This window comes from Bacteroides caccae (genome assembly GCF_002222615.2).
Taxonomy (GTDB): Bacteria; Bacteroidota; Bacteroidia; order Bacteroidales; family Bacteroidaceae; genus Bacteroides; species Bacteroides caccae.
In genome coordinates this window covers 3,051,282-3,073,418 of record NZ_CP022412.2, presented here as the reverse complement: position 1 = coordinate 3,073,418, position 22,137 = coordinate 3,051,282, and the positions used below count along the sequence as shown (strand labels likewise).

Annotated in this window: 15 protein-coding genes and 6 tRNA genes; 1 reads left to right on the top strand and 20 read right to left on the bottom strand. The window is 42.0% G+C overall.

The window, feature by feature from the left end; translation table 11 throughout:
* Nucleotides 1-14: 14 nt before the first annotated feature.
* The 10 genes from CGC64_RS12470 to nspC form a co-directional block, all read right to left on the bottom strand.
* Nucleotides 15-2,024 (bottom strand): glycoside hydrolase family 97 protein, encoded by a 2,010-nt coding sequence (locus tag CGC64_RS12470; protein ID WP_005676123.1) that lies wholly within the window; start codon nucleotides 2,022-2,024, stop codon nucleotides 15-17.
* A 181-nt stretch (nucleotides 2,025-2,205) separates the two neighbouring features.
* On the bottom strand, nucleotides 2,206-3,378 hold the full coding sequence (nagA, locus tag CGC64_RS12465) for an N-acetylglucosamine-6-phosphate deacetylase (protein WP_005676125.1): 1,173 nt from the start codon (nucleotides 3,376-3,378) through the stop codon (nucleotides 2,206-2,208).
* A 21-nt stretch (nucleotides 3,379-3,399) separates the two neighbouring features.
* Nucleotides 3,400-4,566, bottom strand: a complete 1,167-nt coding sequence (gene nagA / locus CGC64_RS12460; protein ID WP_005676127.1) for an N-acetylglucosamine-6-phosphate deacetylase — start codon at nucleotides 4,564-4,566, stop codon at nucleotides 3,400-3,402.
* Nucleotides 4,567-4,755: 189 nt separating this feature from the next.
* Nucleotides 4,756-4,831: transfer RNA gene (locus CGC64_RS12455), tRNA-Gly, on the bottom strand.
* Between the two features lie 37 nt (nucleotides 4,832-4,868).
* Nucleotides 4,869-4,953 (bottom strand) — tRNA-Leu (locus CGC64_RS12450).
* A 32-nt stretch (nucleotides 4,954-4,985) separates the two neighbouring features.
* Nucleotides 4,986-5,058: transfer RNA gene (locus CGC64_RS12445), tRNA-Gly, on the bottom strand.
* A 20-nt stretch (nucleotides 5,059-5,078) separates the two neighbouring features.
* Nucleotides 5,079-5,162 (bottom strand) — tRNA-Leu (locus CGC64_RS12440).
* A gap of 24 nt (nucleotides 5,163-5,186) precedes the next feature.
* Nucleotides 5,187-5,268: transfer RNA gene (locus CGC64_RS12435), tRNA-Leu, on the bottom strand.
* 34 nt (nucleotides 5,269-5,302) lie between these two features.
* Nucleotides 5,303-5,375 (bottom strand) — tRNA-Gly (locus CGC64_RS12430).
* Nucleotides 5,376-5,494: 119 nt separating this feature from the next.
* On the bottom strand, nucleotides 5,495-6,634 hold the full coding sequence (gene nspC / locus CGC64_RS12420) for a carboxynorspermidine decarboxylase (protein WP_032854978.1): 1,140 nt from the start codon (nucleotides 6,632-6,634) through the stop codon (nucleotides 5,495-5,497).
* A 178-nt stretch (nucleotides 6,635-6,812) separates the two neighbouring features.
* Between nspC and CGC64_RS12415 the strand changes: the two genes are divergently transcribed.
* Nucleotides 6,813-7,370: an NAD(P)H-dependent oxidoreductase gene (locus CGC64_RS12415; protein ID WP_005676129.1), complete on the top strand. Its 558-nt coding sequence runs from the start codon at nucleotides 6,813-6,815 to the stop codon at nucleotides 7,368-7,370.
* Nucleotides 7,371-7,420: 50 nt separating this feature from the next.
* On the opposite strand, the gene CGC64_RS12410 is transcribed toward CGC64_RS12415, so the two are convergent.
* The 10 genes from CGC64_RS12410 to CGC64_RS12365 form a co-directional block, all read right to left on the bottom strand.
* On the bottom strand, nucleotides 7,421-10,666 hold the full coding sequence (locus CGC64_RS12410; RefSeq protein ID WP_032855042.1) for an efflux RND transporter permease subunit: 3,246 nt from the start codon (nucleotides 10,664-10,666) through the stop codon (nucleotides 7,421-7,423).
* 102 nt (nucleotides 10,667-10,768) lie between these two features.
* On the bottom strand, nucleotides 10,769-12,328 hold the full coding sequence (locus tag CGC64_RS12405; protein ID WP_394798204.1) for a TolC family protein: 1,560 nt from the start codon (nucleotides 12,326-12,328) through the stop codon (nucleotides 10,769-10,771).
* A gap of 17 nt (nucleotides 12,329-12,345) precedes the next feature.
* Nucleotides 12,346-15,432 (bottom strand): efflux RND transporter permease subunit, encoded by a 3,087-nt coding sequence (locus CGC64_RS12400; protein WP_005676133.1) that lies wholly within the window; start codon nucleotides 15,430-15,432, stop codon nucleotides 12,346-12,348.
* Nucleotides 15,433-15,463: 31 nt separating this feature from the next.
* On the bottom strand, nucleotides 15,464-16,564 hold the full coding sequence (locus CGC64_RS12395; protein ID WP_005680902.1) for an efflux RND transporter periplasmic adaptor subunit: 1,101 nt from the start codon (nucleotides 16,562-16,564) through the stop codon (nucleotides 15,464-15,466).
* A 59-nt stretch (nucleotides 16,565-16,623) separates the two neighbouring features.
* A complete protein-coding gene (locus tag CGC64_RS12390; protein ID WP_005680901.1) occupies nucleotides 16,624-16,947 on the bottom strand; it encodes a hypothetical protein in 324 nt (107 codons plus the stop codon).
* 85 nt (nucleotides 16,948-17,032) lie between these two features.
* A complete protein-coding gene (locus CGC64_RS12385; RefSeq protein WP_229030956.1) occupies nucleotides 17,033-18,232 on the bottom strand; it encodes a 6-bladed beta-propeller in 1,200 nt (399 codons plus the stop codon).
* Nucleotides 18,233-18,297: 65 nt separating this feature from the next.
* The gene (gene lepB, locus CGC64_RS12380; RefSeq protein ID WP_005676137.1) at nucleotides 18,298-19,182 is read right to left on the bottom strand and encodes a signal peptidase I; all 885 of its coding nucleotides are present in this window, start codon (nucleotides 19,180-19,182) and stop codon (nucleotides 18,298-18,300) included.
* A complete protein-coding gene (locus tag CGC64_RS12375; RefSeq protein ID WP_005676138.1) occupies nucleotides 19,179-20,825 on the bottom strand; it encodes an O-antigen ligase family protein in 1,647 nt (548 codons plus the stop codon). The genes lepB and CGC64_RS12375 overlap by 4 nt, the downstream gene beginning before the upstream one ends.
* Before the next feature lie 14 nt (nucleotides 20,826-20,839).
* Nucleotides 20,840-21,706: a DUF1573 domain-containing protein gene (locus CGC64_RS12370; RefSeq protein ID WP_005676139.1), complete on the bottom strand. Its 867-nt coding sequence runs from the start codon at nucleotides 21,704-21,706 to the stop codon at nucleotides 20,840-20,842.
* 256 nt (nucleotides 21,707-21,962) lie between these two features.
* Complete coding sequence (locus CGC64_RS12365) at nucleotides 21,963-22,127, bottom strand: NVEALA domain-containing protein (protein ID WP_005676140.1); 165 nt, start codon at nucleotides 22,125-22,127, stop codon at nucleotides 21,963-21,965.
* Between the last annotated feature and the right edge of the window lie 10 nt (nucleotides 22,128-22,137).

The window sequence follows — 22,137 nt, the reverse complement described above, 5'->3', positions numbered from 1 at the left end:
TAACCTATTTTTTCTTAAAGTTGTATGAACGAAATAGCCTGTCCTCCTCCGGCAGCCATACGTACAGTCAGCGTATTTTCAGCTGTGACAGTTTGTTCCGTAATCTGATAATCTGCCGGATTCGTTTTCCAGTCCGCCTTCTCACCGTCGGCATAGATAACAGCTTTATATTGTTTGCCCGGTTTCAGGAAGTCCAGTTTTATTTCCAGTGTTCGGGGAGCCTCATTGGTAGCTGCTCCGAAGAAATAATTATTTTTCGCTTTACGTACAACAGCTACAAACTCTCCCGGTTCTCCTGCCAATGCCTTGGATTCGTCACAATCCGGGTCGAAATCGCGGAAGAACCGGAAAGCAGGATGTCCTTCATAATGCTCAATCATATCAGAAGCCATTTGCAAGGGAGAATATAGAATCACCCAATTGGCAATCTGCTTCGCCAATGTTGTGTTGACACGGCTGTTCCCCTTATCCTGGTCATTCCATTTCCGACGACGGGGAGAGTCTTTGGTTTGCTGGAACAAAATATCAAAAGTTCCCGGAGTGTAGTCCATTGGACCGGACAGCAAGCGGGTAAACGGCAACATTACATGATGAGACGGCGGATTTCCTTCACTCCATGCATTCCATTCCATACCTCTGGCTCCTTCGCGCGTCATCATGTTAGGCCATGTACGGCGGATACCGGTATCCTTAATCGGTTCGTGTGCATCCAATGTCATTCTATGCTCCGCAGCTGTTTCCACTACCTTCTGATAATGGTTGACTCCATATTGTCCATGATGTGAAAGCCCGTTCGGGAAAGCTCCTGCATAACCTGTTTTCAGGATGTGGATGCTGTGGTCGGTATACCATTGCATTGCATGAACCATTTGCCGTTCATAGTTCGGGATATTTCCTCCTGTTTCATGGTGTCCAATGATTTCGATTCCTTTTTCCTTGGCATAACGTACTATTTCATCTATGTCAAAGTCAGCGTAAGGTTTCGTAAAATCAAAATTCTGCATACCGCCCCAACTTTCCCAACCTTCATTCCAGCCTTCAAACAATACCGCTTCTATATTATTGGCAGCAGCGAAGTCGATATATTTTTTGGCATTGACAGTGGTAGCACCGTGGCGTTCATCCATTTTCCAAGTCTCTACACCCAGATGCATCCCCCACCATACACCGATATATTTCAAAGGACGAATCCAATCAGTAGTTTCCAACACACAAGGGTCATTCAGGTTCAGGATCAGGGAAGAATTGATTAATCCGACAGCTTCCGGAGCAATCTGGATAGTACGCCAGGAAGTTGTAAAATGGTTGCTTTTGCGTACCTTGATACCGTCCGGCCAGGGAGTAAGTTCCGCCTTCAAAGTGTAATCTCCGATTTGTTTCAGCGTCATTTCGGAGAAATCATACAATGCCGCTTCATGGATACTTCCGTAAACACCATCCGCCGTCTTAAAGGTAAAAGGAGTATTGGCTGTCTCCACTTCGGAAATAGGCTGCTGCTTATAAAGCAATTCATAAGTCTCGGCACTCGCAGGAATCGACCATGAGGTACCGTCCTGACGGAAGTGGAAAGTAGTCAGTTCATCAGTTATCATCAGAGAATCCACATTGGGAACATTATATTCATAACGGAACCCTACTCCGTCATTGAAAACCCGGAAACGAAGGGTCAACTGCACCTGATCCTCATTAATCAGATTGACAGCCATTTCATTATAATGGTTCCGGTTGGTTTTATTTTCTCCCCACGGCTGCGTCCATGTTTCATCTTTGCTGTCGAATGTGGTTTTCTCTATCCGGAAGCCTCCTCCCAGAATAACACCGTTTCCCTCCACAAAACCCATTTTTGAATTTTCTATCAGCAATGAATCATTTACCGACACATTATAAAACGGAGTACCATTCTCATCTACCGTCAACGTCATCTTGATGTGACCGTCCGGTGATTTTACTTCTGTTTTCGGACTGCTACACGCACAACATCCCAGCATACACAGAAAAGCTACAACTAAATGCTTTACTTTCATAGTACAATTATCTGTTTATATATAATACAATCCATAAAGAAGAAACACTTAATTGTATGCGACTTTTCTTTATAAAGAAAGTCCGAATCTGATTTGCTTTGCAGGCAAACCTCAGATTCGGACTTTTATTTTCATTAAAACACCGGATGTTATCTATCAAACATCGCTCATCCGGCAATTATTATTTATGCAGAAGAACATCAGTACCCGGAACAATCTTTCCCATTGACCACACACAACGTACATTCAACTCCTTATCGAGAATCACAATATCTGCATCCAGCCCTTTAGCCAATGCCCCTTTCCGGTCACTGACTCCAATCAAACGGGCGGGAGTCTCGGAAGCCATGCGCACTGCATCCTCCAAAGGAATATTTGCTTTCTTTACCATTGTACGCACCAACACATCCATTGTAGCCAAACTACCGGCCAGCGCGGAATGGTCTGCCATTTTACACACTCCATCTTCAATAATATAACGCGAGTCAATCGGTTCATGTCCTTCGTAAGCAGCGTAAGCCAGCGCATCAGTCACCAGACACGTATTCTCCACTCCTTTCAGTTTATAAACCAGTTTCAGAATAGTGGCAGGCAAATGAATGCCGTCCGCAATAACTTCTACCGTCATTCCGTCTGTCAGATATACACTCTCCACCGTCCCTTCATATTTATATTCACGGCGTTTGTGGAAACCCGGCATTGCATTGTAAAAATGAGCAGCATGTGAGAAGCCCACCGCATACGCCGCTTTAATCTCATCATATTCGGCTTCTGTATGTGTAACTGCCGTCATTATTCCCTTTGAACGGGTATATTTGGCGAAATCATGCGCTCCACGTAATTCCGGGCTGATATCCCAACGCTTGATACAAGTAGTATGTTCCAATAACGGAATATATTCATTCTCATCAGGAGTTTTCAGAAAACCTTCATACTGGCTTCCTGCCATTTTCGGATTCAAATAAGGTCCCTCAATATGCAGACCGAGAATTGGAGAATCCGGTTCCTGCATCAATCCCTCACACACATCGACAGCCTGATAAAGTTTTTCAAACGATGTGGATGACAAAGTAGGAAACATACTGGTGGCGCCATGCTTCAAATGCGCGGTAGTTGCCATGCGGAATGCTTCTTCCGTAGCTTCGGTAAAATCATGTCCGCCACCTCCGTGCGCGTGCATACTGACAAATCCCGGTACGATTGTCATTCCCCGGGCGTCAATAACCGTTGCACCGATAACTGCCAGGTCACTGTTGGTCACCTCTAATATTTTTCCGTCACAAATCAATACCGAACCGTCTTTCAGCCAGCCTTGCGGGGTAAGTATTCTACCGTTAATTATCTGAGTTAACATAGTCTTCTTTATTTATTAGATTTAAAACAGTTTATTGGTACCTTCCACTAATTGCCCCATTGCCCATACGGCTCTCACATTCAAGTCTCTGTCGAGGGCAATAATATCGGCATCCTTACCACGTTCAAGCGTTCCTTTGCGGTCAAGTACTCCCATTATGCGGGCAGGCGTTTCGGATACCATGCGTATCACATCCGCCAAAGGTATTTCCGCTTTCTGCACCATGGTACGAATCAAGCGGTCCATAGTAGCCACACTTCCTGCCAAAGCAGAACGGTCGGCCAGCTTGCATACTCCGTCTTCAATAATCACGCGCGGGTCAAAAGCAGTCTGGCTGTCACTGGCCGCACAAGCCAGTGCATCCGTTATCAGGCAGGTACGCTCCACTCCTTTTATCTTATAAACAAGACGCAGAATAGTAGGTGGTACATGAATACCGTCAGCCACCACTTCGACCGTCATGTCGTCAATCAGGTAAATACTTTCTACCGTACCTTCGTATTTATATTCTTTCCGTTTATGGAATCCCGGCATTGCATTATAGAAATGAGTAGCATGGGTATATCCGGCTTCATAGGCAGTCTGTATGTCCTCAAACTCCGCCTGCGTATGTCCTACGGAAGCCAACACTCCTTTCGCCGTGATGTATTTACCGAATTGCATGGCTCCCGGAAGCTCCGGCGCAGCATCCCAACGCTTGATACAACGAGTTTCCTCCAGTAACGGGATATATTCTTCCGGATCGGGGTTTTTGATATTTTCGGGAATCTGTCCGCCTGCCATAGCCATATTGAAATAATGTCCTTCCAGATGAAGTCCTAATACAGGGCTGTCCGGTTCCGCCATCATCTTCTCGGTAGTCTCTGCGGCTGCACGAATCATAGGAATGGTAGAAGAAGAAAGAGTGGGGAAAATACTGGTCGTACCATGCTGCATGTGAGCTTTGACAGCTACCCGGAAAGCTTCTTCCGTGCCTTCCATGAAGTCTCTTCCACCGCCGCCATGAACGTGGATTTCCACTCCTCCGGGAACGATATACATTCCTTTGGCGTCGATAAGTTTAGCTCCAATAATTGCAAGGTCACAATTGGTTACTTCCAGAATTTTGTTGTCGCGAATAAGCACTGATCCATCTTTCAGCCAACCTTGAGGCGTCAGGATGCGTGCATTAATGATTTGTGTTAACATATCGCTATTATTAAATTAATTATAGGCCTGTGTGAATCAATGACACTCTTTTTGGGGGAAGTACACTGATTTTTTCAATTGCAAAATTACGCTTTTCTATTCAATCTATCGATAAAATAGTCCGGTAAACTTCCGATATAATACAAAAAAAAGGTTGTCAATCTTATCGACTGACAACCTTGTTCTATTTGGAGCGGAAAACGAGACTCGAACTCGCGACCCTAACCTTGGCAAGGTTATGCTCTACCAACTGAGCTATTTCCGCAAACTAAATTTCTTCATCCAGTAGTAATCTGAAAGATTGGTGCCCAGAACAGGACTCGAACCTGCATGCCTCTCGACACACGCACCTGAAACGTGCGCGTCTACCAATTCCGCCACCTGGGCAAAACTTAGTTCCATCATTTCAAAGAAACAAGAGCGGAAAACGAGACTCGAACTCGCGACCCTAACCTTGGCAAGGTTATGCTCTACCAACTGAGCTATTTCCGCAAATAACCTTTCATGAACTGTGAAGAGAAGGAGACTCGAACTCCCACGACATAACTGTCACTACCCCCTCAAAGTAGCGCGTCTACCAATTCCGCCACCTCTCCAGAATTCTAAAAGTATAATCTCTGTGCCCAGAACAGGACTCGAACCTGCATGCCTCTCGACACACGCACCTGAAACGTGCGCGTCTACCAATTCCGCCACCTGGGCAAAGATTATTGTTCCAACATTTCAAAGAAACATGAGCGGAAAACGAGACTCGAACTCGCGACCCTAACCTTGGCAAGGTTATGCTCTACCAACTGAGCTATTTCCGCATTTTTTCGTTTGCGGTTGCAAAGGTAGGGATTTTCCGTAAACCTGCAAACATTCTGCACACTTTTTTTCACAGAAATCTCTGCACTTTGCCTCCACCGCCAAACAATCTTTTTGATTATCAACTCATTCGGTCACGATAATCTTCATAAGAAAATTGTTTGTATATTTCAGCCTTCCCTTCTTTCGTCCACAAAGCAATGGCAGGATGATGAATTCCGTTAAACATATTCGTCTTTACCATGGTGTAATGAATCATATCTTCAAACACGATCCGTTCTCCGATTTGCAGTTCATGATCGAAACTCCACAGCCCCATATAGTCACCGCTCAAACAGGAGTTTCCTCCTAAACGATAAATATATTTTCCTTCATTTCCCATTTCCGCACCGCGAACGGCAGGCTGATAAGGCATTTCCAGACAGTCGGGCATGTGGCAGGTGAAGCTGACATTCAATATGGCAGTTTTAATACCACGGCTTTCTACAATATCCACGACTTCAGAAGTCAGCACACCCGTCTGCCAGGTAAAGGCCGAACCGGGTTCAAGAATAATACGTAAATGAGGATAACGGGCTTTCAGTCCCTGCAATAATTTTATCAGATGTTCCGTATCATAATCTTTACGTGTCATCAGATGTCCGCCGCCCAGATTCAACCATTTCAGTTGCGGAAACCAACGGGAAAACTTTTCTTCGAGATGTTCCAACGTTCGTTCCAACTCAAAAGAAGAAGACTCGCAATGGCAATGGCAATGAAAGCCTTCGATACCTTGTGGCAACGTATCCGGCAATAAATCGGCAGTAATTCCGAAACGCGTACCGGGAGCGCAAGGATTGTAAAGTTCCGTTTCTACCTCCGAATATTCAGGGTTCACACGGATACCACAAGAGATACCGCCTCCTTTTGCTACGGTCATCGGATAGAAACGTTCGAACTGTGCCATAGAATTAAAAGTAATATGGCTACTGCAACGCATGATTTCCGGGAAATCCTGTTCTGTATATGCAGGTGAATAAGTATGTGCCTTACTTCCGAACTCTTCCAGCGCCAAACGTGCCTCATAGACCGAGCTTGCTGTAGAATGGTCTATGTATTCACGGAATATAGGGAAAGAGCGCCACATAGCAAACGACTTGAAAGCAAGAATAATCTCCACTCCCGCCCTGTCGGCTACGCTTTTTATCAAACTCAAGTTCTTTCTTAAAAGTTCTTCTTCCATGATGTAGCAGGGAGAAGGAAACTGGGTAAAATCTATCATATACAATATTGTTATCTAAAGTAACGTCTTACAAATACGGATGCAAAAATACAAATTCAAAAGCAAAGAGGGATTGTTTTATTTTTAATTAAGATATTGCTTTTCGAGAACTTTTTCTTATTTTTAGACCTTATTATATAAGACGTGTAATTGTTTCATCCCAAATACTTGACTGATTATGAATAAAGACTTAAGAAAAGTAGTGATTCTGCTGGCACACCCCAACATCAAAGGATCACAGGCAAACAAAGCATTAATCGATGCTGTCAGTGACATTGAAGGAGTGGCGGTGTTCAACCTTTACGAACTGTCAGAGGACATTGCTTTCAATGTGGACGAATGGAGTAAAATCATCTCCGACGCTTCGGCCGTTATCTACCAGTTTCCTTTCTACTGGATGTCTGCCCCGTCATTACTAAAAAAATGGCAGGACGAAGTGTTCACTCACTTGTCCAAGACTCCGGCTGTCGCGGGCAAACCGTTAATGATAGTAACGACAACCGGCTCCGAATACGACGCTTATCGTAGTGGCGGGCGAAACAGATTCACAACCGATGAACTTCTACGTCCGTATCAAGGCAGTGCTATTCATTCGGGTATGGCGTGGCAGACACCTATTGTCGTTTACGGAATGGGAACTGCAGATGCAGGAAAAAATATTGCCGAAGGAGCGAATTCATATAAGCAACGGATAGAAATGCTTATCAATAGCAGTAACGCAGGGAATAATTGGTAAAACAATAAAAAGCGTAGCTTTATCCGTCCTAAAGCTACGCTTTAGCATCCCTAAAGCACTGCTTTAGACCTCGTAAACCACTTCTTCTTCAGCGTCAATACCGGCAGGAAAATAAAAACTCCAATTACCGACATAACCAATCCCCCAATCGTACCTGCCGCCAACGGAAACCAGAAACCTTCTTTCTCCGCACCTATCATGAAAGGAATAAATCCCAGAATAGTGGAAACCACCGTCAGGAAAATAGGAATCACTTTCGTGTTCCAGGCTTTCACGTATGCCCGGAGCGGCGAGAGACGCGGGTAACGTTGACGAATAGAATTATATTCGTTCAGGATATAGATACTAGCATTTACTGTGATACCGCAAAGCAGAACAAAAGAAGCAAAACCTCCCTGATCAAAATTCAGTTTGAACCAGTAGAATGTAAGAAACACTCCGATATAAGACACCGGAATCACAAAAATAATCGCTAACGGCTGTTTCAAAGAATTGAACAGAATACTCGTAATAAAGAAAATGATAGCAATCACAATAAGCAACAGACGATATTGCTTATTGTCCTTTCCTCCCCACGACCAGTTATTGTCCTCCGATTTGGCAGTATATCCCATTGGAAGAATCTCATTAAATTCCTCCAGATCTTTCTTCAACAGCTTATGCCCCTGTTCCGAAGAACCGATATACTCATATTGCAGGCACAGCCGGTACTGCTGGTTTTCCTTGGCTACTTCCTGCGGCATCTGCCCTTTTTCCACTGTTGCCAGTTCCGACAGTTTATATTCTTTTCCGCCTGCCGAAAAAGGATAATACTGCATTGCCCACACATCCCTTTCTTCCGACTGGCGGGAAGACAATTTTATTTTTTCCGTACCTTCTTCCGTCGTCACCGAACCAATCTCCATATTCCGTCCATATATCGGTCGGATAGCGGAAAACAATCTTCCGGCTCCGATATTTTCCTCCGCCATTCGGAGCTTGTCCAGACTGAAATAAAATTCCATATAATCATCCTTCCACCACGAGAAGTCGGAACCGATCGTCACTTCCTTGATGCGGCGGTGAGACAAGAACTTCTCTTTCAGTTGTTCCGCCCGGTCATACAGTTCGTCATAATTATACCCATACATTTTCACCCGGAATGAACCCGCACTCTCACGCACATTATTACTGAATCCTTGGTCCTGCAATCCGTAAATACTCCAATCTCCTCCACCCAATTGAAGTGCCTTGTTTATCATATTAGCTTTCAGCGTATACGGGAAACCGCTCTTTTGGTGCTCTTTCGTGAAATAAATATGAATAGATGCCCTGCGTGCACTTTCCACAGACGTCTGGAACTGCTTGATTTCTTTAAATTCGCTCAAGTAAGTTTCCATTCGCTTAATCAACGTATTCATCTGCTCCAGCGTACTCCCATTCGGCAAATTGGCATTGGCATGAAGCACCACTTCTTCATTACGCGTAAAATAACTTCCTTCATATACTTTCTGTACAAAAAGTCTTAAAGCTCCTCCCAATGCTTTATCCACTACCGGTTTTACCTTCTCTTTATACGTAGAAGTACCCAGTGTCTTATTATAAAATTCCGCCCATTTATCTTCCCCCTTCATCTTTTCCGGCAACAGAAATACCGGTAATCCGAAAGCCAGCAACAATAAAATGCAGACCGCCACCCTCCACCGGCAAAGAATCCGTATCAGCCAACTGTAAAAACGGCTGAAATATACTGGGAAACGACGCATTTTAGAACGTATCCACATAAAGAAACGTATATTTCCCGACTTCCACTTCGCATCTGAAAGCGAAAATTTTTTCCTCCGCTTCAATCCGGTTTTGTCGATCAGGGAAGGAACAAAAAACAGGGCAACCAGCAGTGATACCCCAAGATTAATAATCACTACCGCAGCAAAATCCTGCAAGTTCAGGCGTATCTTCTCATCGAGGAAAAAGATAATGACCAAAGCCCCCATTGTAGTCAACGTAGCCGCCAGTACGGACATAAAAGCCTTCCGGTTTCCACGCCGCAGATAATGGTCGCTCATCACAATCGTATTGTCAATCACCAGGTTTAGAGAAACCGTGATACCAGCCAGAGAATACAACTGCATTTCAAGTCCGAATGCATAATAGAAGATAACGGCTATCGCTACATTAACTGCCAGACTGGTTACAATCAGAAACAAATACTTCGGACTAAAGGTAATCAATAGCACAAACAGAAGCAGAATCGCTACCGTCACCCCCGTTCGCAGATAAATCTTCCCCAGTTCTTCCTGAATAAACTCCGTTGCATCATAGCTGGTATGAATCTCGTATCCCGCCGGAAGAAGTAACCGGATATCATCCATATATGCTTTCACTTCCTTGCTCAATGCCAACTGATTGGCCGTTTCCTCCGCCACGACAGACAGATAGATAGAGTTCAGACCGTTAATTCGGTAGTAACTTTGCGGCTGTTCCTCCACACGGGAAACTTTTACCAATTCATTCAGACCAATGATTTTGCCATCTTTCATCTTCACCTGTATCCGTTCCGCATCAAAGTCCCGGTTATTATATTCGGGAACCAGCGCCAGACGGATCCATTGCCTGCCCGAACTCCCCTGTTCCATATCGTATGTACCCAGAAACTCTTTTTGGTAATGCAACCGGACAGCCTGACGGATATCATCCGTACTTATCCCAAGCGTATGTAACTGTTCGGAGTCATATTCCAACCGCCATTCCATTGGAGTAGCCCCGCCAAGATTAATCTTATAAATTCCCGGAAGTTGTGCCAAACGTGTCTTAATATGTTCTTCCGCATACTGTTGTATCAGAATGGGAATAGCAGGCGCATTAATCGTAAATGCCATAAAAGGGCCCTGGTTGTTCTGCCCCGGACTCTGCATCTGAATATACGGATAGCTCACCCCGTCCGGCAGTTCCGGCCATGTCTGACGAATGATGGTGGACGCTTCAAAACGTGCAACTGCAACATCCACATGTTTATCCAGATTCACGCTGATACTGCCCCACCCGTTTCCTGAAGTAGAATAGATACCCCGAATCCCTTTCACGCGGGCAAGCATCGCCTCCAGTTTGCTGGTAGCTGTCATTTCCACCACGCGTGCCGAAGTGCCGGGCATACTGAAACGCACCGTGAAGCCGGGTAATGTCCGTGAGGGGTTCAGTTTGACCGGAAGCAACGGCACAAGCGCCAGCCCAACCAATGCCACGCAGACAAAAGCCACAATCAGGGTGAAAGCGGAAGCCTTCGAGGACTTTTTTATTTCAAGACTTATATTTTGCATTACCATTATTTATGTAAATAGAAATCTCTGTCATATAAGCGACAGCATCTCTGTTTATGATAGACTTAATGGAGATACTACCGAGAATAAACGCCGCAATTATCATTTGATCAGCTTGCCTCCGTTAAAATCGAACCTGTCCGAAAGTGAAAGTTTTGTAGCAAAATCAAACAACGTAAGCCGTCGTATCTTGTAATAATTCAACCAGTAATTCTGCAAAGCAGAGATAAAGTTACGCTGTGCCTGCTGCTGCCTGTTCAGAGAAAGAGTCAGGCTGTTTATATCCGCTTTGCCGATGATAAAACGCTGCTTTGTCTCATTATAAGCGAGTATGGACAAATCCAAAGCTTCTTCCGCACTGGCAATCAATTGTTGCTGGATATTAAAATCACTCACTGTCATTATCACTTCCTCCTCAATACTTATCTCGTCCTGGCGTGCCGAAATCTTCACCACATTCAGGTTATTCCGTGCCATATTATACTTTCCTTTGCGGACGCCCCAGTCCAGCAACGGAATAGAGACACTGACCGCCACCAAATCCTGCTGCATGGGCTTATGATAGACATCCCCGAAATTGTCCGCCACCTGATTAAAACCGATACTGGCATTCACACTTGCATTAAAGCGCGACTCCTTTTTAGTCTTATCTACATTACGCTCCGCTTCCAGCACATTCTGTTTCAATTCCAACAATTGCGGGTTGTTGCTCCTTCCCCACCTCAAAGCCTCATCTATCGGAATCTCCAGCATTCCCGGACGGGAAGGAAGTTCCAGTTCGATCTGCGTATTCTTATCCAGATTGAGAAAAGAAGCCAATGAGAACATAGCCCGCTTCAAATCGCTTGCTTTATTCTGCAATGTGTTCTGCGCATTCACCCGATCCAGCTTCAGAGTCAACAGGTCGGCTTGCGAGATAGCTGCGATCCGGTGCCGTTGTTGCCCGATGCGGTACAACGTATCCGTAGAAGCCAGATTTTCTTTTGCCAGGTTATATTCCGCTTGTGCCATAGCCAGAGAGAAGAAATAACTCGTTGCCGTTTCCGAAACTTTCTCCACATTATAAAGAAATTCCTTTTTCACACGTTCATATTTCAAAGGCTCTATCTTCCGTTCCCATTTGAATGGATTATACCCTACCAAACTTTGCGAATACCCAATCCTTATCGGGACACTGGTCATCTGTGTCGCACTATTATCCCCGAAATTACGCATATAGGCAAGATTCGATTCCAGATAAAATGTACCTCCGGTCAGGTCAAGATTCTGCCGGACACTTAACCCTCCATAAGCATAATAAGACTGTTGCGTACGGTACACATCCAAATCCTGTCCCGAATCGTAACGTTTCGTAATATCCCGGTTATATTGCGCTGGAGTAAGAGCCAGCGTCAGACTGGGCAGGCGGTTTGCCTTATATGTCCTGTACTCCCAATAACCGGACAAGTACATATTCTGTGTACGGAATGACTCCAATGAACTGTCATTGGCAAGAGCGATTGTCCGGTTCAAATCCAGTACCAGACGTTTCTGTGCATGAAGCAGGGATTCACCACAGAGGACACCAAGAATACAGAGAAATGCCCATATCCTTTTCTTTGCTGAAAAGAATAACTTTGTCTCCTCCGTGGTAAAATTTAATAATCCATTCATAACTCTCATATTTGAACTATTCGTTATTACTTGCTACTTATTTCTTCTTTCTTTCTGTAAATAAACCAGTAAAGCAATGGTATGATGAACAGACTCACTGCCGTACCGACCGACATTGTCCCTATCATGGCGATAGACAATGGTTTCTGTAATTCCGAACCCATATCCGATGAAAACAGTAACGGTACCATTGCAAAGATAGTAGTCAGCGAAGTCATGATAATCGGGCGCAAACGCCTGCGTCCTGCTTCATGGATAGCCTCCAACAACGGAACACCCGCTTTGCGCAGTTCATTGATAGCGTCCAGTTTCAGGATAGAGTCATTGATTACAATACCACAGGTGACAATAAGTCCGATAGCAGACATCAGATTCAGTGTATGCCCGCAAAGCCAAAGCAGTAATAACGCAAAGGCCACATCTATCGGTATCTCCGCCAGAACAAGCAAAGGTTGCAGGAAACTTTCAAACTGCGAGGCAAGAATAAAGTACATCAGCAACAACGAAATAAACAGGATTACCACCAGCTCGTCCAACATCTCCCTGTTGGAAAAGAAACTTCCGGAGAAGCCTGTATCCCATTCTTTCGTTTCCTCCGCTACCTGCTTCACTTCCCGCATCAACTTGTCCCCGTTCTGCACGTCATAAAAATTAAAGGGGACATATTCACCATTACGCCCCGAAGTAATACTTTTCAGATCCTCAGCAGGAGCTATCGTAACCAGCTCCCGAAGAGGGATATATTCTATGTTTCCTTTATTATCCGGTTCAGTCTGTATCAACGTCTCCTGCAATATTTCATTCACAGTCTTTTCGCTGCCGGCAACGCTGATCGGAAGATATTGTTGGTAAGAATGCAACATTGTCACACTATTCTCACGAAAAGCAGTTTTCAGGATACGGTAGAGCTCATTATAGGAAACACGGTAAAGCAACAGTTTCTCTTTGCTAATACTTAGATTCAGTTGATTCTCGAAAGCGATACCCGTAGGGGCGATTCCCGTCTTCCGTGCCAAGTCCTTCTCCACGCGCCGGATGGTTTCCGCTTCCGGTGCTTTTGCCTTATTACGGGTATAAAACTCGGCTATGATATCCGGTTCGCCTGTGACAAAGAGTTTCTCAAACACAGTCTCCGGCGGAGAGAAAGAAATGACAGAAAGCGGATAACGCTCTTTCAGTCTGCGATAAATTTCTTGCTGTAAAGGAGAAATAGTTTCGGGTGTCTCCGTACGGAAGTAAAGTTCAGCCTCGGAAGAAGAAAGCTCCCTTTCACGGTTCAGAAGGAAATCCTGCCTGCCAATGGACGCCGTGTGCTCGGCTACCGGTTCTTCCAGTTCTTTAAAAAGTTCGTCCACACGCCTCCTGTTTTCATCCACATGAATATTCTCATTCCACTCAATCCTGGCAATCAACTCATTCTCCTCAATATCGGGCATACGCTGCTTGTCGATAAAGAAAAAGAAAAATACACAAAGCGGAATGGAAATAGCACAGAACAAAACACTGAACGTTTTATGACTGAATACCCAGTCCACCCCCGCATCATAAAAACGGTCTAATGTATGATCTTTTATCGGGTTATTGAATTTAAAGGAAAGCCACTTCCATTTCCGGGTATGGATACCGGTCCGGTAGACCAGCAGATAAAGTACGGGAAGCAACATGATACCCGTAAAATAAGAAACCATAAGTCCCACTGTAACTGAAAAAGCCTGATCGTAAAAGATAGCTCCGGCAATACCACTCATAAAAATCAACGGTGCAAACACGGCAATGGTCGTTAAGGAGGAACTCAACATGGGAGTCACCACTTCGCTTGTTCCCGTGATACAGGCACGGCGCAACGAATATCCCCGTTCCCGGTATTGCGATATATTCTCAGTTACAATAATCGAACTGTCAATCATCATACCCAATGCCAGAATCAATCCGGCGAGTGAAATGATATTCAGGGACATATTGCACAGATAGAAGAAAACGAAACTGATTACGATAGAAACCACCATGCTAAGTCCGATAACCAACGGAGATTTTACATCCCCCAGAAACAAGACCGCTACCAGGCAGATAAAGAGAAAACCTAAAGACAGATTCTGTTGCAGATTCGAAATTGTGTAGTCCAGCAATTCCGTCTGATTACGGCTGATACTGAAATCAATATCCGGATATACCCGTTGGAAGTACTCCATCGTCTCTACCAGAGATTTCTTCATCTTATCCATATTCTCATCCGCCTGCTTGATAACAGCCAGCGTCACTGCCCTTTTCCCGTTAGATACAGATACCCCTTTTTCTTTTACGGGCACGATATTCACCCGGCAGAAATCCTTTAACTGCACAATCCGGTCTCCTTTACGCAGATAAATATTTTCTACATCTTCCGCAGTACGCAGGAGGGTGGAAAACTTTATGTTATATTCATAATATCCGTCACGTACCGTCATACTACCCGGTTCCACATTATTGGCAGCCAGAGTCGATTCTATATCCTCAATAGAAATTCCCAACATGGAGAGCATATCCTCATCGGGCACAATCTGCACCTGACGTTCCACCAATCCGGTCACATCTACCATAGCCACTTCTTCAAGCTGCTCTATCCTACGTTTAATGACCGATTCCGCAAATTCACACAGATCCAGAAAGGACTGTTGTCCCGTAATGCTATAAGCACTGTCATTCTTCAAAGTCAGATTCAGGTAAAAAACAGGTATATCCGTTGCGCTCGCCTTAATGACTTTCGGACGTTCCGTTTCCTTCGGGAGATAGTTCATTGCAGCGTCTATCTTTTCATTTACCTCGATAAAGGCCAGGTCCGTATTAGTACCGAAATCAAAAGACAAGCGGATAATACCGGCGCCGTCTCTAGACTCACTGTGAATATCTTTCAATGTAGAAACCTGTATCAACTGGCTGCGCAAAGGTTTCACAATCGTATTTTCCAGTTCGCGGGCAGATGTATTGGCAGCAGACACCTGTATAGTGATCTCCGGAATAGCGATATTCGGAAGCAGAGATATCGGAAGTGTAGAATAAGTCACCAGCCCGATTATAAAACAGGCGGTGAAAGCCATCAGCACGGCAATAGGACGCTGGATTAAAAATTTTATCATGCTTTTCTCTGTATTTATCGTTTGCAGTCAATCATTCACCGCTTATAGTCACCTCCGTTTCATGCGCTAAATTCAAGTTCCCGGTGACAATAACCGTATCTCCTTCCAAGAGGCCATCTTCAACACCTCCCTGAGATTTATCCGAGACAACATATTCCGTAGCATTCTCCAATCCCGTATGTACATAATTCCACATTGCCTTGCCTTCTTTTAAGGTAAACACAACCTGTTTGCCGGAACGCAGCACCACAGCCGTTTTAGGAATGACCAACTGCTCCCCTAAACTCCGCTTGACGCTTACCCTTACGTTCATGCCGCTAAACAACTTCCCCTGTCCGTTTACCGCAGCTTTTACTTTTACCATTCCGTTCGCATCCACCAGCGGATTGATTTCAGATACACTACCTTCATAAGAACCTCCGCCGGCATAAGGAGTAATCATTACTTTGTCACCGGTTTTAATAAAAGCCAGTTCGTTCTCCAACACGGTGAAATCAGTTTCCATCCCACGAGTGTCAATGACAGTACAAAATGCCTCGGACGTATTAGCGAGATTATAAGGTTTTGAAAACAGATTAGCTACTATCCCGTCAAAGGGGGCAACAAGTGTAGCATGTTCCGTTTCTCTTTTCGTAAGTTCATACTGGGACTTCGACTGTTCATAGCCGCTCTTTACTTTCGCAAGTTTCATGGTTTCTTCAGGCACCTTGCTAAAATCATCCGGCGTATATCCCTGCCCGATAAGTACATCTTTCAGTTCAAGCTCCGCTTTCAACAAAGCATCTTCCGCCTGTGATAATTTCTGTTCCAGACGGAATTTATCCAGCTCGGCCAACTTCTGCCCCTTACGAACACGATCACCGTTTTTCACATAGACATGAGCAATAACCTCATTCGTTTCAAAACGAAGATCAGCCTGCCCGCGGGCACTTACCTTACCGTTACTGACTAGTTCGTGATGAAAATCACACCTCTTTAGAATTTGAACGGTGACTTCATTCTTTGAATCCGGAAGAACGGTAGAAACACCTTTATCCTGCTCGTCTGCATCACTTTTCTTGCCAGAGCAAGATGTCATTCCACCATAAGCTAAACAACATAGCAGCATCCATATACAACTGTATTTTCTCATAATATATTTATTGCTATCGATTATGCATTATAAATTAATCCCTCTATTGGACTCAGACTTTATTTATGCCCGACAATCTTATTCTTGTTATTCTTTTGTATTTTTTCCTTCAAATGATTTAAATATAATCGTGTTATATCCTGTTGATTTTTACTAGGAAAATAAAATGAGGTCATTCGCCCCTGGTTATTTACATATGCAAAAAATCGTTGACTCAATCCTGTTGTTCGGCTACTTGGAAACTCCAGAAATTCCTCGGATATATTTGTGAATCTAAAATTACTCAATTTATTTTTTAAAAGCATCATATTATAACGATTATTTTCATAAGCCGGCAATATTAGTATTTTATTTTTCCCCAAACTCTTTTGTATATTATTCATATCCCTTCTATTTATTTCCGTCTTTTCACTTATATAAAAAGAAATAGCAGAAACAGACATAACTGAAATACAAACAGTTATGAAATTATTTAAATTCATAATAGAGTATCAATGGATTAGATTCATCTCTTAATTTTCTTATACTTTCTTTATTCTTTAGTTTATCAGATATATAATTCTCTTTCTCAAAATACTGCAACTCAGAAAAACATTCAGGAGTAACATAAAAATATACACCCAACGAATCACTACAAAGAAATATCGGAATATGAGAATAGTCAGGCTTAATAGTAAACAATATATCATTTAGTGTTTTCTCATAAACAAGTGTTCTCCCACTTTTAATATCATGCTGAACCTGTTGATTAGACTTTCTCATACATTCAAAAAATAGCTGGTCTTTATATTTATAAATATGGGAAATATGCTGTATTTTACCTTGTTTGTTAAGCCTATTTATTAGAGAAAGAATATTTCGACTTCTTACCCGAGGATCAAGAGTCAGAAGCTTTTCATCTTCTAATATATCTTTTTTTAAAACTATCCCCTCACTTTGAATAGCCATATATGGAGAAATTCTCTGTTCTTTAATAGACATAATAGTATCCATTAAACCCATGATAAACAAATCTTCATTCTTGCCAATATTATAAAAAACATTGCCATGAATAAGTTCATCATTCCACCCTTTATTATACTCTGATGCATCCATCCATTGTGCAATTCTTTCCCCTGACTTGACATCTACTTGCTGTAGTAAATAGTATCTATCTTCTTTTGAAGGTTGAAAAAAAGTCTGTGCTCCATATAAGCATCCACTATTATAAGCAATGTAATTAAAATGAATATTCTTATCCATAAGAATTCCTCCTTTAAACTTACCTGAAGAAATATCATACCTATATATCTTATTCTGTAAAGAATCAAAGATATACAGTTCATTATCATCTATATTAATCGTAAAATCATCACAAGATACATATTCATCAGGTGCCAATCCTATATTGCCAATTTTTCTCATAAAAGTGCCTTTTCTATCAAATATATAAACTCCTTTTGTAGAACGGCTATCCAAAACAAACAATTGACTCTTGTAAATCTGCATTTTATCTATTCCTCCCAGCAGTGCGTCTTTTTCATCCAGCTCAATTGCAGTCACTGATTTGAAAATATCCGAATACCTAAATTCTGACACTTTGGTACTATCCAAATTCACAATTAATACAGGGCTGCTTCTATCTATTATTTTGTTCTCAGACAGACAAGAAATAGCTATATAGCTCATTGCTATAGCACAACATATATAGCATATCTTCATTATAAATATCCTAATATTATTCATACTCGTCATTATGTTATTGATTTGAATATTCGTTTCCAACGTATTTTCCCTTCATTATCAGTAGATTTCCAAATAAAAGATGCCCTTCCAACAATATATTCTTCCGGCAACAATCCCCAATAACGAGAATCTTGAGAGTTAAACACCCGATCTCCTGCCATAAAATAATAGTTTGTACGAAAACGATAGCTAGTAATACGATGATGATCCAAATAAGCTTTTTCTCCTTTCCATTGAAGTTTCTTCTGCTGTTCCCATTCGATAAGATGACGATAAAGAAGGTAATTCTTCCGGTTCATCACAATGACATCATTCATTCGAGGTATATAAAGTGGACCAAAATTACAAACGTTCCAGTGAATAGAATCGTTCCACGGATAGGTTTGGAAAGAATATCGTTTTCGAGCATTCTCCGGTAATTGTTGTAGACGTTCTTTCATACTGTCCTGAGATTTTATATTACCCAAATCTTTCTCATAGCCTGCCACACAATAATGATAGTTATGAATAGAAATAGAGTCACCGGGTAATGCAACACAACGTTTCACATAATATTTTAAAATATCAAATCCAATACTATCCCGATGTTGAGGATAAGGAAAATTGAAAACAAGAACATCATTTCGTTTTATGCCCCCCAAAGCAGGCAACCGATAGACAACAAAACGTTCCTGACGGAAAGCTGCAGACAAATTAAAAAGTCGGGCACCCATCGGAAGTTTGTTCACAATAATGTTATCACCAGGTAACAAAGCAGGCACCATTGAATCCGTAGGTACTTTGAAGGAGGCAAACAAAACTGTTTGTAGTAGTATCCAACCAAGGAACAAGATTGTAATTCCCCAAATGCACCCTTTCATCAAACGCATCAATAGTAATAACAGCTTTTTCATCGACTTATCAATTTTTTTACTTCATCTCTCATTTCACGAATAGCAGACGATTGTATTTTCGGTTCTTTCGTCAACACAATTTCGACCATTTGTTCCAATTTATCAGGTTTTCGAAAATCCGGTTCAGCATAGAGTTTTGCTAACAGATAATATGGATAAATACGTCCCGGTAAACGATGAGTAGAGCGCAGAAACCAATGTTCAGCTTCTTCATATCTCTTTAACGCCTTATAGTTTTTGCCAATGACATTAAGTATCATCGGATCGCAACTGATTCGTTCCGCTTCTTGTAATATCCGATTAGAAGCATTGTATTCTTTCAAGTTATGCAGACAACGTCCATACTCAAAAAGAAAACGGGGACGGCCATTCAGAAGCGGATATAGTCTTCCATATTCTTCTTTCGCTTTACCATATGCCTGAATACTATACAACATTTTACATTGTGACCACTCCCGACAAGCGTCATACGCATTATTCCGTACCAACCATACACCTACACTGCCGATCACAAACGTAAATAGAAGCATCAACTTATGTGAATAGTCCAAGAAGCATGCAATTAAAAGAAGAATAAATGCAATGATAAAACAAGGATACGTCATTGGATAAGAAGAAAAAGAGAAAAAAAGTAATGAAATTAATCCTCCGCAGATACCGATACGTTTCTTTTTAATTCCCCGATACAAGCAACCACCTATTATCGTTAACACAAGTACCAAAACCGGAATACCACACTCTACTGCTATTCGTAGATATTCATTGAAAGCATACTCCGGGCTACCAGCTACACGTTCCTCATCTTCATCATAACTACCTTTTGCAAAATATTTCTCCTGCTCTTGTCCATAAGCATAAACAAAGTTCCCAATACCATACGCAGAAATGGGCTTCTTAACCACAGCCAAACTACTTATTTTCCACATAAACAGTCGTCCTTTAGCTGAATCAGCCTTCAAATGATAGATTCCAATACCTCCTGTTATCAAAATAACGGAAAGCAAAAGTAAAGCAACTACCGCTTTTCCATGATACTCCTCCCAAGCTTTTTTCAACCAATTTCTCCATGGATAGTGTACACTACATACAAATACTCCCGAAAAGATGGACGCCAGCCATGCCGAACGGCTCATTCCTGCCGGAAGTACACAAACGAGTAATAACAGCACCCCAAAAGATAAATAATACCCTACCGATTCTTCCCAAGTACGTTGCTTTATAGCATTTAATCGTAACCATTCGTACAAACATACAGGAAATACCAATGCCAAATAGCCGGAATATGGTCCAGGATTATAAAAAGAGCCTGTCACAGCATATAATGAATGATTAGAAGTAGCGAAACCGTAAATCTGACGCAATCCCCAGACTGCTTCAATACCACCCATTAAAATAAGCCCCCAAATCACTGAATGATAGAAAAAATGTACTCCTTTTGCTGATAACCCTACCGCTAATAATACACATACAGTAAATATTATAGAAACCCACCCACACCACAGCCATTGATAAGCAGTATCCCCGGCAGGAATATAGGAAGAATAGGCACAAACGGTACTTAGTAATCCGATTACTCCTATTGAAATCAAAGCGATAGAAGCCTGTGTTTTTATCCGCAAAAATTGTATTCTCGTCATCTTCATTGATCTAGTAAATTTTATTTTTCTGCATTTCCCTTTATTTTAATAAGTATTGGAGATGAAGTCGTATTACAATATATACTAATCGTTTTGTTAAAATGCCCAGGATGCTCAGCTTGATAACTGATATGCAATGTATCGCTCTTACCTGGTAATATTGGTTGTTTTGGGTAATCTACCACAGTACAACCACAGGATGTAGTCACATCATTAATCACCAAAGGAATACTCCCCGTATTTTGGATGCTCAGACTCTTTGTTTGCTTTTCTTCCCACAAGAAAGACTGCATATCCAAAACCATTTGATCTATTTTCAGAGAAGTTTGTCGTCCTTCATTATTATTTTCTAAAGATTTATTCTTCGAAAGAATTTTCAGATATAAATCTCTTACCTTATTATTATAAATAGGATTACCAACAGCTACAACCTTATTATTCTCATTTAAAAGAAAAGTCTGAAAATCCATTCTCTGTAGAAAGTGGTTCAGTATATTAAGACTATCTTGCTTATCTATGCATACCGGATTATTAAATAAAGCCATTTTTAAAGTATGGTGGAGCTCCATACCTTTCTTCGGAAAGAAGAAAAAAAGGAACTGAACGGAATCAGCACTAGTTGAATCAACCTGTTGCATAAACTTCTTCCAATCAGCGAGCCTCAATCTACATCCAGTACATCCAGTAGAATCGGTATATACCAAAACTTTGTATTGGTCTTTTATACAAAAATCAACAGTGTCTTTACCTTGAATAGTAAAAACTGTATGTGAAGGAAATATAATTTCTTTTTGTTCCCATTCTTTTAATAACGCAGCTAGTTGCTGCTTATTTCCCTTACAGGAAATAAACAATAATGCTAAAAATCCTAAAAAGCAATACTTCATTACTAGAATTTATTTAGTTCATACAACAATACAAGCAATAGTTCCTTCACTTGTCGATAAAACATACAGTTCCCAATCGTGCACTATAGAATGATTACCCAAATAACTTTTTTATTATCTATAGCAATCATGATATTTCATTTTTGATCCTATCTCTCCAACTCTTTCAACGAATTGACCAATAACCTCACCTGCGGAAAAAAACTGTTTAAACATAGAACAACCTGAAATAGAATATCTATCATAACAGATATGCTTATCCCCCACTCTCTCCACCTCCGTCATTTTCTCCAGCCAATGCTTCCAAATTAGCCAACGTTACATCAGACAATTTTATATCTCCATGAGAATTATATGCAGTATAACCAGCGAACAGTACAACTGCAAAGACCAACATTATTCCAAATAATTTCTTTTTCATATTATCGTTT